The 11701-nt window shown below is 57.2% G+C and carries 12 protein-coding genes; 5 read left to right on the forward strand and 7 right to left on the reverse strand.

What is annotated here, in order from left to right:
• Positions 1 to 9 precede the first annotated feature (9 nt).
• The gene (locus AC4ICF_RS21405; protein ID WP_316380256.1) at positions 10 to 867 is read right to left on the reverse strand and encodes a triphosphoribosyl-dephospho-CoA synthase; all 858 of its coding nucleotides are present in this window, start codon (positions 865 to 867) and stop codon (positions 10 to 12) included.
• Positions 867 to 2522, reverse strand: coding sequence for a malonate decarboxylase subunit alpha (gene mdcA, locus AC4ICF_RS21410; protein ID WP_316380255.1), 1656 nt, complete (start codon positions 2520 to 2522; stop codon positions 867 to 869). The genes AC4ICF_RS21405 and mdcA overlap by 1 nt, the downstream gene beginning before the upstream one ends.
• A gap of 228 nt (positions 2523 to 2750) precedes the next feature.
• Between mdcA and AC4ICF_RS21415 the strand changes: the two genes are divergently transcribed.
• Genes AC4ICF_RS21415 through AC4ICF_RS21425 form a run of 3 tightly spaced genes read left to right on the forward strand, consistent with a single transcriptional unit; the run spans position 2751 to position 4888 of the window.
• The gene (locus AC4ICF_RS21415) at positions 2751 to 3773 is read left to right on the forward strand and encodes a hydrolase (RefSeq protein WP_302221003.1); all 1023 of its coding nucleotides are present in this window, start codon (positions 2751 to 2753) and stop codon (positions 3771 to 3773) included.
• On the forward strand, positions 3770 to 3988 hold the full coding sequence (locus tag AC4ICF_RS21420) for a YheU family protein (protein ID WP_013099053.1): 219 nt from the start codon (positions 3770 to 3772) through the stop codon (positions 3986 to 3988). The genes AC4ICF_RS21415 and AC4ICF_RS21420 overlap by 4 nt, the downstream gene beginning before the upstream one ends.
• A 30-nt stretch (positions 3989 to 4018) precedes the next feature.
• Positions 4019 to 4888, forward strand: coding sequence for a phosphoribulokinase (locus AC4ICF_RS21425; RefSeq protein WP_116342661.1), 870 nt, complete (start codon positions 4019 to 4021; stop codon positions 4886 to 4888).
• Positions 4889 to 4954: 66 nt separating this feature from the next.
• On the opposite strand, the gene AC4ICF_RS21430 is transcribed toward AC4ICF_RS21425, so the two are convergent.
• Positions 4955 to 5359: an OsmC family protein gene (locus tag AC4ICF_RS21430; RefSeq protein ID WP_116342663.1), complete on the reverse strand. Its 405-nt coding sequence runs from the start codon at positions 5357 to 5359 to the stop codon at positions 4955 to 4957.
• Between the two features lie 311 nt (positions 5360 to 5670).
• Here AC4ICF_RS21430 and crp point away from each other — a divergent pair, with 311 nt between their 5' ends.
• Together crp and AC4ICF_RS21440 are read left to right on the forward strand one after the other, a co-directional pair.
• Positions 5671 to 6303 (forward strand): cAMP-activated global transcriptional regulator CRP, encoded by a 633-nt coding sequence (gene crp / locus AC4ICF_RS21435; RefSeq protein WP_000242758.1) that lies wholly within the window; start codon positions 5671 to 5673, stop codon positions 6301 to 6303.
• A 57-nt stretch (positions 6304 to 6360) separates the two neighbouring features.
• Entirely contained in the window at positions 6361 to 8448 is a 2088-nt protein-coding gene (locus AC4ICF_RS21440) for a YccS/YhfK family putative transporter (protein WP_116342665.1), read from the forward strand.
• Here the strand turns inward: AC4ICF_RS21440 and argD are convergent.
• The 4 genes from argD to ppiA form a co-directional block, all read right to left on the reverse strand.
• Positions 8445 to 9665, reverse strand: a complete 1221-nt coding sequence (gene argD / locus AC4ICF_RS21445) for a bifunctional acetylornithine/succinyldiaminopimelate transaminase (RefSeq protein ID WP_233003211.1) — start codon at positions 9663 to 9665, stop codon at positions 8445 to 8447. The two genes, AC4ICF_RS21440 and argD, sit on opposite strands and share 4 nt — an antisense overlap.
• Before the next feature lie 86 nt (positions 9666 to 9751).
• Positions 9752 to 10315: an aminodeoxychorismate synthase component 2 gene (gene pabA / locus AC4ICF_RS21450; RefSeq protein WP_192983698.1), complete on the reverse strand. Its 564-nt coding sequence runs from the start codon at positions 10313 to 10315 to the stop codon at positions 9752 to 9754.
• A 30-nt stretch (positions 10316 to 10345) separates the two neighbouring features.
• The gene (locus tag AC4ICF_RS21455; RefSeq protein WP_116342672.1) at positions 10346 to 10930 is read right to left on the reverse strand and encodes a putative adenosine monophosphate-protein transferase Fic; all 585 of its coding nucleotides are present in this window, start codon (positions 10928 to 10930) and stop codon (positions 10346 to 10348) included.
• 105 nt (positions 10931 to 11035) lie between these two features.
• Positions 11036 to 11608 carry a peptidylprolyl isomerase A gene (gene ppiA, locus AC4ICF_RS21460; RefSeq protein WP_116342674.1) on the reverse strand — a complete coding sequence of 191 codons (573 nt, stop codon included), beginning with the start codon at positions 11606 to 11608 and terminating at the stop codon, positions 11036 to 11038.
• Positions 11609 to 11701: the final 93 nt, after the last annotated feature.

Below are 11701 nucleotides of genomic sequence, written 5' to 3' on the forward strand. Positions count from 1 at the left end.
AACATCCTCTTAATGCTTTGAATAAGGCGTTTCGACACGATCGAGAAACAGCGCGGCGGCAAGCAGGTCGGCAGCGCCGCCCGGTGAAGCGTTAAGCGCCAGCATCTGACGGTCCAGGTTCGCCAGCGCCTGCTGGCCTTCGGACGTTGCACAGCCTCCGGCGTTCAGTACAGCGCGGGCACCGCTCTGCATGGCGTCCAGCCCCTCCATTCCGGCGCGGGACAGCACGCAGGTATCGGTGAGCGAGGTCATGATGGCCATCAGCGCGTCGAGCCTGGCGTACGTTTCGCTGCTGCCGTTGAGACGGCTGAGGCGAAGCTGCGGCAATGCGCGCTGCATAACGTGCGGGAATGCCTGCTGCGCCTCTTCACGCGCGCCCGGCACGCGGTAGCGGTGCGTGGCTCGCAGGCCTTTGCTGAACACTTTCGGTGCCGCCTCGTCCGGGAGTTTCGCCAGCTGCGCGGCAGTGTTCGCGACGGCCTGCGCAGTTGCATCCCCGCCCAACATCGCCACCGCGCTTACCAGCAATCCCAGCGCCCAGATCGCGCCACGATGGGTATTCACCCCGTCGGTGGCCGCCATCATCTGCTTCTCGCCTTCGCGGCCAAGACGGCCAACGGTTTGTCGAAGCGCAATATCTGCCGGACGCAGCCAGCTTTGCTGCGCCAGCGCCTGAAACGTGGGGGTCAGGCTGCGCGCGGAGCGCTCCATCAGCGCAAGGGATAAATCGTGGTGCGCGCCGTTCCCCCGACTGTCCACCAGACCGGGTTTCGGGCTTAAACGTGCTTCGTCAATCAGACACTGCGTGGCGGTTCGCGCCAGCCATTCGGCACCGCCTTCAGCCTGAATCTGGGGCAGAAGTGTCATTACCAGCTCCGGAATTTCGCAGGTGGGTTATACAGACCGCCGGACCACTCCACGAGGTCAGACACGCTGCCCGCAGCCAGCAGAGAGCGGGTGGCGTCGGTGCGGCGAATCCCCATATCTTCCGGATACACCACCTTGCCGCTCTGGCGCAGTTCCGCCACGCGCCTGGCGTCCACACCCAGGCCGATATCGGTGATCCCCGCGACGGCGGCGACCATGGCACGACGCTCTTCCAGATCTTTCGCCCGGTAGAGGTAGGCAATCCCCTCTTCCGTCAGCACGTGCGTCACGTCATCGCCGTAAATCATCACCGGTGCCAGCGGCATGCCGGAGGCTTTCGCCACGTCTACGGCATCGAGTTTTTCCACGAAGGTTGGCTTCACGCCCGCCTGGAAGGTTTCCACCATCTGCACGACGAGTTTTTTACCGCGCTGCATTGGGTCAGGCTCGGTGATCATGTTCAGCCAGGCCGGCGTGGCGTGGCGGCGACCATGCGGGTCATGGCCCATGTTTGGCGCACCACCGAAGCCAGAAAGACGACCGCGAGTCACGGTTGAGGAGTTGGCGTAACCGTCAACCTGCAGCGTAGAGCCGATGAACATATCCACCGCGTACTGGCCTGCCAGCTGGCAGAAGGCGCGGTTGGAACGCATGGAGCCGTCGGCACCGGTAAAGAACACGTCCGGACGGGCGCGGATGTACTCTTCCATCCCCAGCTCGCCGCCGAAGCAGTGCACGCTTTCGACCCAGCCGCTTTCAATGGCCGGAATCAGCGTCGGATGTGGATTCAACGTCCAGTGCTTACAGATTTTGCCCTTCAGACCGAGCTGTTCGCCGTAGGTAGGTAGCAGCAGCTCAATCGCCGCAGTGTTAAAGCCGATACCGTGGTTCAGGGACTGCACCTGATGCTCCGCGTAGATGCCTTTGATGGCCATCATCGCCATCAGAATATGTTCCTGTTTAATCAGGCGCGGGTCGCGGGTGAACAGCGGTTCGATGAAGAACGGCTTATCTGCAACGACCACGTAGTCAATCCAGGAGCCTGGAATATCTACGCGCGGCAGATCGCACTCGTCGTCCACCAGCTCGTTCACCTGTGCGATGACGATACCGTCGTGGAACGCAGCGGCTTCCACCAGCGCCGGGGTATCTTCGGTACTCGCCCCGGTGTAGAGGTTGCCTTTGCGGTCCGCTTTAAAACCGGCAATCAGCGCCACGTTGGGCGAAAGGTCGACATAGAGGCGTGAGTACAGTTCGATGTAGGTATGGATCGCGCCGATTTCGAGCTGACCATCTTCCAGCAACTGGGAGATCCGCAGGCTTTGTGTCCCGGAGAAGGAGAAGTCCAGCTTGCGGGCGATGCCTTTTTCAAAGATATCCAGATGCTCGCTGCGGCCAACGCTCGGCATGATCATATGCAGGTCGTGGACGATTTGCGGGTTCACTTCGGCAAGCGAGCGGGACAGAAAATCCGCCTGCTTCTGGTTGTTGCCCTCCAGTACGACTTTGTCGCCCGGTGCGATCAGTTTTTCCAGCATGCCGACAATATCGCCGGTTGGCAGTACTTTCCCCTGCACCGGTACGGACGTCAGTCGACGCGCTTTCTCGCTGCGTCGTGTGTTCCATTGCCGCGCGGGTGTTTGCCCAGATAACATTATTAACCTCCTGATTCAGCACATCATTCTGATTTGCTTAACGTTGAGTAAAGTCTGCGCTCTGGCGAGAAAGGCATCAATTAAGCGTAGGGCGGAATCATTAGCCTGAGAGTAATAATCAAGGTAAATATTTGTGATCGGGATCAGTTCCTGGTTCGGAAATCCAGGCTAAACGGGGTACAATTCGGAAAGTATCGTAAATTTCCGACAAGAATCAGCATCGCGCTTATGACCCAAATCATTCCTTCAGACTTCGACATTGCGGCCGAAGACAGCACCGAGTTCGTGCCCCTGCGCGGCGTGGCCAATCCCCATTTGCAGACCATGCTGCCGCGGCTGATCCGCCGCAAGGTTCAGTTCACTCCGCACTGGCAGCGGCTTGACCTGCCAGACGGTGATTTTCTGGATCTCGCCTGGAGCGAAGCGCCGGAACAGGCGCGTCATAAGCCCCGTCTGGTGGTCTTTCACGGTCTCGAGGGGAGCCTGCACAGCCCGTATGCACATGGGTTAATTGAGGCAGCAAAAGCGCGCGGCTGGCTCGGCGTGGTGATGCATTTTCGCGGCTGTAGCGGCGAGCCGAACCGGCAGAAACGCATTTATCACTCGGGTGAAACCGAAGACGGAACGTGGTTTTTACACTGGCTGCGGGACAACTTTGGCACCGTGCCAACGGCCGCCGTGGGCTATTCGCTGGGCGGAAATATGCTCGCCTGCCTGCTGGCCAAAGAGGGCGACAGCGTACCGCTGAATGCTGCAGTGATTGTTTCCGCGCCGTTTATGCTGGAGCAGTGCAGCTACCATATGGATAAAGGCTTTTCCCGCGTCTATCAGCGCTACCTGCTTAACCTGCTGAAGGCCAACGCGGCGCGTAAGCTCAAGGCCTACCCGGATACCCTGCCGGTAAGCCTGCGCCAGCTGAAAAAGGTGCGTCGTATTCGCGAGTTCGACGATCTGATCACTGCGAAAATCCACGGCTTCGCCGATGCAATTGACTATTATCGTCAGTGCAGCGCCATGCCGCTGCTCAGCAAAATCACGCAGCCGACGCTGATCATTCACGCCAAGGATGACCCGTTTATGGATCACCATTCGATCCCCGCGCAGGAATTCCTGCCCGACAACGTTCACTATCAGTTAACTGAACATGGCGGCCACGTTGGGTTTATCGGCGGCACGCTGCGCCGCCCGAAAATGTGGCTGGAGGCGCGTATTCCTGACTGGCTTACTCCTTACCTGGACGGTGCAAAATGATCATTCCCTGGCAAGATCTGGCTCCCGAAACGCTCGATAATCTGATTGAAAGCTTTGTATTACGCGAAGGCACCGATTATGGTGAACATGAGCGTTCGCTTGAGCAAAAGGTCAACGATGTTAAACGCCAGCTGAAAAGCGGCGACGTGGTGCTGGTGTGGTCAGAACTGCATGAGACGGTCAATATCATGCCCCGCAACGCGTTTCACGGCTGATCTTCCAACCTTTTCAGTCAGGGAGTTGCTATGTCTGCCAGACATCCCATTATTGCCGTTACGGGGTCGAGTGGTGCGGGAACCACCACCACCAGCCTCGCTTTTCGCAAGATTTTCGCCCAGCTGAATCTCCGTTCGGCGGAGGTCGAAGGCGACAGCTTTCACCGCTATACGCGCCCGGAGATGGACATGGCGATCCGCAAGGCGCGCGATCTGGGTAAACACATCAGCTACTTCGGCCCGGAAGCCAATGATTTCGGTCTGCTGGAGCAAACCTTCCGCGAATACGGGCAGAGCGGTACCGGGCAGTCCCGCAAGTATCTTCACACCTACGATGAAGCCGTACCCTGGAACCAGGTACCGGGCACCTTTACCCCCTGGCAACCGCTGCCGGAACCCACCGATGTATTATTTTATGAAGGATTGCACGGCGGCGTGGTTACGCCTCAGCACGACGTGGCGCGCCACGTGGATCTTCTGGTCGGGGTGGTCCCTATCGTTAACCTGGAGTGGATCCAGAAGCTAACGCGTGACATGAGCGAGCGCGGCCATTCGCGCGAGGCGGTGATGGACTCCGTGGTGCGCTCCATGGAAGACTACATCAATTACCTCACGCCACAGTTCTCCCGCACCCACATTAACTTCCAGCGCGTGCCGACGGTGGACACCTCCAATCCGTTCGCGGCGAAAAGCATCCCGTCGCTGGACGAGAGCTTTGTGGTGATCCACTTCCGCAATCTTGAAGGCATTGATTACCCCTGGCTGCTGGCGATGCTGCAGGGCTCGTTTATTTCGCACATGAATACGTTAGTGGTGCCGGGTGGAAAAATGGGGCTGGCAATGGAGCTCATCATGACGCCGCTGGTTCAGCGGTTGATGGAAGGGAAGCAGATCGCGTAAACATGTTCCCTCTCCCCGTGGGAGAGGGTTAGGGTGAGGGCATCAACACGCACGATGCCCCGTGAATCACACCTCAATCACTTCATACGAATGCGTAATTTTTACCGCTTTCTCCAGCATTAGCGCCACAGAGCAGTATTTCTCCGCAGACAGGTCCACCGCGCGTGAAACCGCCGCGTCTTTCAGCGCTTTCCCGGTGACAACAAAGTGCAGATTTATGTGGGTGAACAGGCGTGGCGCCTCTTCGCGACGTTCTGAGGTGAGTTTAACCTCGCAATCCGTTACGTCATGACGACCTTTTTGCAGAATCGACACCACGTCAATCGCACTGCATCCACCTGCCGCCATCAGCACCATTTCCATTGGGCTCGGCGCTTTATCGCCGGAGTTACCATCCATCAAAATCTGGTGTCCTGACGCGGACTCCCCCAGGAACGTTAAACCTTCAACCCACTTCACGCGCGCTTGCATATTCATTAACTCCAACGTTGCATTTTTGGTGACAGATTACGCGTGCGTTACATTTCTCGCAATGGAAGGCGACCTGCATCATGCTGAAGCGAGACACCAGGAGACACGCGGCGAAAGCTATGCTAAAACACTCAGGATGCTACAGTAATACATTGACGTTACACATGTATGCAGAGGACATCAAACTTTACTGGCTGCGAAACGTTACGACAGCCGACTTCCCAGGGTATGGGTAAGAATTCGATTGCAACCCCAGAGTCCGGATGCATCTGATGACTCTGGTGACAGCTTATAACAGAGGATAACAGCGCATGGTGCTTGGCAAACCGCAAACAGACCCGACTCTCGAATGGTTCTTGTCTCATTGCCACATTCATAAGTACCCATCGAAGAGCACGCTGATTCACCAGGGTGAAAAAGCGGAAACGTTGTATTACATCGTCAAAGGCTCGGTGGCAGTGCTGATCAAAGATGAGGAAGGGAAAGAGATGATCCTTTCTTATCTGAACCAGGGCGATTTTATCGGTGAACTGGGCCTGTTTGAAGAAGGCCAGGAACGTAGCGCCTGGGTTCGTGCAAAGACAGCATGTGAAGTGGCTGAAATTTCTTACAAGAAATTCCGTCAGCTGATTCAGGTAAACCCTGACATCCTGATGCGTCTTTCTTCCCAGATGGCGCGCCGTCTGCAGGTGACGTCAGAGAAAGTGGGTAACCTCGCCTTCCTGGACGTGACCGGCCGTATCGCGCAAACCCTGCTGAACCTGGCGAAACAGCCAGACGCTATGACCCACCCGGACGGCATGCAAATTAAAATTACCCGTCAGGAAATTGGTCAGATCGTCGGTTGCTCCCGTGAAACAGTGGGCCGTATTCTGAAAATGCTGGAAGATCAAAACCTGATCTCCGCCCACGGTAAAACCATCGTGGTTTACGGAACCCGTTAATCCTGCTTAAACGGCGTGCCATCGCGAGGTGTCACGCCGTTTTTGTCTCTTTTCCCCATGTGGCGCAGGCTGATCTATCACCCGGAAGTTAACTACGCACTGCGACAAACGCTGGTGTTGTGTCTTCCCGTGGCCGTGGGCCTGCTCCTGGGTCATCTTCAGCAGGGCCTGCTGTTTTCCCTCGTGCCCGCCTGCTGCAACATTGCCGGTCTGGACACGCCGCATAAGCGCTTTTTCAAACGCCTGATTATCGGCGGCTGCCTGTTTGCAGGCTGTAGCCTCGCGGTGCAGCTGTTACTGGCTCGCGATATTCCCCTGCCGCTGATCCTGACCGTGCTGGCGATGACCCTCGGCGTCACGGCGGAAATCAGCTCGCTGCACGCTCGCCTGCTTCCAGCGTCACTCATTGCGGCCATCTTTACCCTGAGCCTCGCCGGGAATATGCCCGTGTGGGAGCCGCTGCTGATCTACGCCCTCGGCACGCTGTGGTACGGGCTGTTTAACTGGTTCTGGTTCTGGCTATGGCGAGAGCAGCCGCTGCGAGAATCTCTGAGCCTGCTCTACGTGCAGCTTGCGGATTACTGCGAAGCCAAATACACCCTGCTCACCCAGCATACCGATCCGGAAAAATCCTTACCGCCGCTGCTGACGCGCCAGCAAAAAGTGGTGGATTTGATAAGCCAGTGCTATCAGCAGCTGCATATGCTCGCCGCAAACAAGAACCACGAGTACAAACGGCTGCTGCGTACCTTCCAGGTGGGGCTGGACCTTCAGGAGCATATCTCCGTTAGCCTTCATCACCCGCAGGAGGTGCAAAAGCTGGTTGAGCGCAGCCATGCCGAAGCGGTGATTCGCTGGAACGCGCAGACCGTCTCCGCGCGCCTGCGGGTGCTGGCTGACGATATACTTTATCACCGCTACCCCACGCGCTTTAACATGGACAAACAGCTCGGCGCGCTGGAGAAAATTGCCCGTCAGCACCCGGAAAATCCGGTCGGCCAGTTTGCCGCCTGGCACTTCAGCCGCATCGCCCGCGTGCTGCGCACCCAGCGACCGCTTTATCCCCGCGACCTGATGGCGGATAAACAAAAACGTCTGCCGCTGCTGCCGGCGCTCAAAAGCTATCTTTCTCTTAAATCGTCCGCCCTGCGCAACGCCGCACGAATTAGCGTCATGCTCAGTATCGCCAGCCTGATGGGCATGGCGCTGCACCTGCCGAAACCCTACTGGATCTTAATGACCGTGCTGTTTGTCACCCAGAATGGCTATGGCGCCACGCGGGTGCGCATTCTGCACCGTGCGGGCGGCACGATGGCGGGGCTGATTATTGCAGGCGTGACGCTGCACTTTCACGTGCCCGAGGGCTATACCCTGGCGGGCATGCTGGCTATCACCCTGGTGAGCTATCTAATCATTCGCAAAAACTACGGCTGGGCGATGGTGGGCTTTACGGTAACGGCGGTATATACCCTGCAGCTGCTTACGCTTAACGGCGAACAGTTCATCGTTGCCCGCCTGATCGACACGCTGATTGGCTGCCTGATCGCCTTTGGCGGTATGGTCTGGCTGTGGCCACAGTGGCAGAGCGGCCTGCTGAGGCAAAACGCCCACGACGCGCTGGAGGCCGATCAGCAGGCCATTCGTCTGATCCTGAGCGACGATCCGCAGCCTTCCCCGCTTGCCTACGAACGTATGAAGGTCAACCAGGCGCATAACGCCCTCTTTAACTCGCTGAATCAGGCGATGCAGGAGCCGGGCTTTAATTCACATTATCTGGCGGACATGAAGCTGTGGGTGACGCACAGCCAGTTTATCGTCGAGCACATTAACGCCATGACGACGCTGGCGCGCGAGCACACGATGCTGACGCCGGATCTGGCGCAGCGCTATTTGCAGTCGTGTGAAATTGCGTTGCAGAGGTGTCAGCAGCGTCTGGAGTATGACGCGCCGGGCGAATCGGGCGACTCGAACATTCTGGAAGCGCCGGAGACGTTAACCCACGGGCCGATGAGCACGCTGGAGCAGCATTTGCAGCGTGTGCTGGGACATCTGAACACCATGCACACCATTTCGTCGGTGGCATGGCGTCAGCGCCCGCATCACGGGATTTGGTTAACGCGCCGGTTAAAGCGAACCGAGTATTAGCCTTTAACGAGCTTCGCGACCGCCGCGGCAAAGCGGGTTAACCCGTCTTCAATATCTTTTTCTTCCACCACCAGCGACGGCGCAAAGCGCATCACGTCCGGCCCAGCGTTGAGCACCATGACGCCTTCATGCGCGGCAGCGTGAAGGAAATCGCGCGCGCGGCCTTTGTACTGCGGCTTCAGCTCGGCGCCAATCAACAGCCCCATTCCGCGGATCTCGCTGAACACGTCGTACTGTTCATCAATCTTTTTCAGGTGTTTCACAAACAGCTCGCGTTTCGCGCTAACGCCGTTCAGCACTTCCGGCGTGTTGATGATGTCGAACGCGGCTCCCGCCACAGCGCTCGCCAGCGGGTTACCGCCGTAGGTGGAGCCGTGAGATCCGACGTGAAACGCGGAGGCGATCTCCTGCGTCGTCAGTACCGCACTCACCGGGAAACCACCGCCGAGCGCTTTGGCGCTGGTCAGAATATCCGGCGTCACGCCGTAGTGCATGTAGGCAAACAGGTCTCCGGTACGCCCCATCCCGCACTGCACCTCATCAAACACCAGCAGCGCCTGATGTTCGTCGCACAGCGCGCGCAGCCCTTTCAGGAACTCCGGGGTCGCCGCCGTCACGCCGCCTTCGCCCTGAATCGGCTCCACCACTACCGCGCAGGTGTGGTCGTCCATCACCGCTTTCACCGCATGCAGATCGTTAAACGGCACGTGGACGATGTCGGCCGGTTTTGGGCCAAAGCCGTCGGAATACTTCGGCTGGCCGCCAACGGAGACGGTAAAGAAAGAGCGTCCGTGGAAGGCGTTATGGAAGGCGATGATTTTGGTTTTGTAAGGACTGTGACGCGTTGTCGCGTAGTAGCGCGCCAGCTTGAAGGCGGTTTCGTTGGCCTCGGTGCCGGAGTTCATAAACAGCACGCGCTCGGCAAAGGTGGCATCAATGATCTTACGGCCCAGGCGCAGCGCCGGTTCGTTGGTGAACACGTTACTGGTGTGCCACAGGGTTTCGCCCTGGGTTTTCAGCGCCTCCACCAGCGCAGGATGGCAGTGACCCAGCGCCGTAACCGCAATACCGCCCGCGAAATCCACATACTCTTTGCCCTGCTGATCCCAGACGCGGCTGCCCTTCCCCTTCACCGGGATAAACTCAGCCGGTGCATAAATCGGCAGAATCACTTCATCGAATGTCGCGCGGGTAATTGCTGGTTGTTCAGTTGCCATGTCATGCCCATCCATTTTATGTCACATTTATTGTGAAAATATAATCACAAAATATGCATAAAAAATCACAGCAAGGCAACAAATATTCAGCGATTAAGGAAATTTGCCAGCAGCGCGTGCCCCTGCTCGCTGAGGATACTTTCCGGGTGGAACTGCACGCCTTCGAGATCCCACTCGCGGTGGCGAATCCCCATGATCTCCTGGGTATCGCTCCAGGCGGTCACGTCAAAGCAGTCGGGCAGCGTCGGCGGGTCAATCACCAGCGAATGGTAGCGCGTCACGGTTAACGGGTTATTAAGCCCTGTGAATACGCCCGTGCCGGTGTGGGTAACCGGCGAGGTTTTGCCGTGCATCACTTTTGCGGCACGCACGATGGTAGCCCCAAATACCTGGGCAATCGCCTGATGACCTAGACAGACGCCCAGGATCGGCAGCCTGCCGGCATAGTGGTGAATAACGTCCAGAGAAATGCCCGATTCCGATGGCGTACACGGCCCCGGCGAAATGACGATTTTCTGCGGAGCCAGCGACTCGATATCGGCCAGGCTGAGCTCGTCGTTGCGGCGGACAACCACCTCTGCACCCAGTTCGCAAAAATACTGGTAAAGGTTCCAGGTGAAGGAATCGTAGTTATCAATCAGCAGAATCATGGCGGCTCCCGAAAAAAATGCCGCCCTATTCTACTCAGATTCCCGCGCTTCGCTCACTACTTTGGCAAAGATAGCGCTCAATGCGCTCAAATCGCCCATGGCGCCGCTTCGGTTCGCCGCTACCCACTGCTCAGGATCGATATCCCGCCAGCTCAGCGCGTAACCTGCATGGATAGCCAGCTGCTCAAAGAAGACGCGCTGCGCAATGCCATTACCGCGGATAAAGGGATGCAGCATGTTGATTTCACAGTAGTAGTGACTCACTTTGTCAACAAACGCCGCTTTTTCCAGACCCACAAGATACTTTTCGCTTTCCAGCGCCGCCATCAGCTCATTACCCATCTTCTCGATGTACTCAAAATGGCAAAAGGGAATGTCACCCTTAAAAATATCGTCGGTACGGAATTCGCCTGCCTGCCTCATCTCTCTGTGATACAGATGACGGTGAATAAGGCACAGATGCGGTAACCCGGGCGCTGAAGGCCCAAGCTCCAGCGTCTCAATGCCGGGCTCTGAAGGACCATTACCTTTTTCAAGGAGACAACTGGCCTGAAAATTGACGTTACGCTGCTGCTCCCAGAGACGGGATTTTTGCTTGTCGGTGAGTTTTTTCACTTAACGCCTCCCTGAATAGTCCGTTTGCCACAAGTATAAGCAGCAAAACGCGCTTTCGCAGGGAGGGGACACAGCACGGGCGAGGATCGCCCGTGTCGAAGAGGCTTATGGCAGAACTTTCGCGGAGAGGATCACGACAGGTTTGGACGGCACATTCTGGTACGGGCCAACGTCATGAGTCGGTACCTGCGAAATCTTGTCCGCCACGTCCATCCCTTTCACAATTTTACCGAAGACCGCATAGCCGAAGTCGCGCTGGCCGTGGTCGAGGAAGGCGTTATCCGCCACGTTCAGGAAGAACTGGCTGGTAGCGCTGTCTTTATCCGCAGTGCGCGCCATGGAGATAGTGCCGCGCTTGTTCAGCAGGCCATTGTCCGCTTCGTTTTTAATAGGCGGGTTCGGCTGTTTCTGCTGCATCTGCTCGTTGAAGCCGCCGCCCTGAATCATGAAGCCAGGGATCACGCGGTGGAAGGTGGTGTTGTTGTAGAAACCACTGTTCACGTAGTCGAGGAAGTTTTTCACAGAAACCGGAGCTTTCTGGCTATTCAGTTCCAGCTCAATGTTCCCGGCAGAGGTGGTCAACAGAACGTGAGGGTCCCCATTTGCTGCCAGCGCAGCAGGGGAAACGGCAGAAAGAGCAAACACAGCTGCGACAGCCGCCAGTGTTGATTTGAGCATGAGAATTCCTTAACAAAGCGCAGTATAAAAAGCGAATGGCTTGATTCTAAAGAGCAGTATGAACGTAGACCAGCCTTTTACCTAATTTTACGA

It is taken from the genome of Enterobacter sp. ECC_219_Taxon_10 (assembly GCF_058354905.1).

Coding starts and splice junctions, on each gene's coding strand:
- AC4ICF_RS21405 (WP_316380256.1), bottom strand. CDS start 867: ATGACACTTCTGCCCCAGATTCAGGCTGAAGGCGGTGCCGAATGGCTG.
- mdcA (WP_316380255.1), bottom strand. CDS start 2,522: ATGTTATCTGGGCAAACACCCGCGCGGCAATGGAACACACGACGCAGC.
- AC4ICF_RS21415 (WP_302221003.1), top strand. CDS start 2,751: ATGACCCAAATCATTCCTTCAGACTTCGACATTGCGGCCGAAGACAGC.
- AC4ICF_RS21420 (WP_013099053.1), top strand. CDS start 3,770: ATGATCATTCCCTGGCAAGATCTGGCTCCCGAAACGCTCGATAATCTG.
- AC4ICF_RS21425 (WP_116342661.1), top strand. CDS start 4,019: ATGTCTGCCAGACATCCCATTATTGCCGTTACGGGGTCGAGTGGTGCG.
- AC4ICF_RS21430 (WP_116342663.1), bottom strand. CDS start 5,359: ATGCAAGCGCGCGTGAAGTGGGTTGAAGGTTTAACGTTCCTGGGGGAG.
- crp (WP_000242758.1), top strand. CDS start 5,671: ATGGTGCTTGGCAAACCGCAAACAGACCCGACTCTCGAATGGTTCTTG.
- AC4ICF_RS21440 (WP_116342665.1), top strand. CDS start 6,361: ATGTGGCGCAGGCTGATCTATCACCCGGAAGTTAACTACGCACTGCGA.
- argD (WP_233003211.1), bottom strand. CDS start 9,665: ATGGCAACTGAACAACCAGCAATTACCCGCGCGACATTCGATGAAGTG.
- pabA (WP_192983698.1), bottom strand. CDS start 10,315: ATGATTCTGCTGATTGATAACTACGATTCCTTCACCTGGAACCTTTAC.
- ppiA (WP_116342674.1), bottom strand. CDS start 11,608: ATGCTCAAATCAACACTGGCGGCTGTCGCAGCTGTGTTTGCTCTTTCT.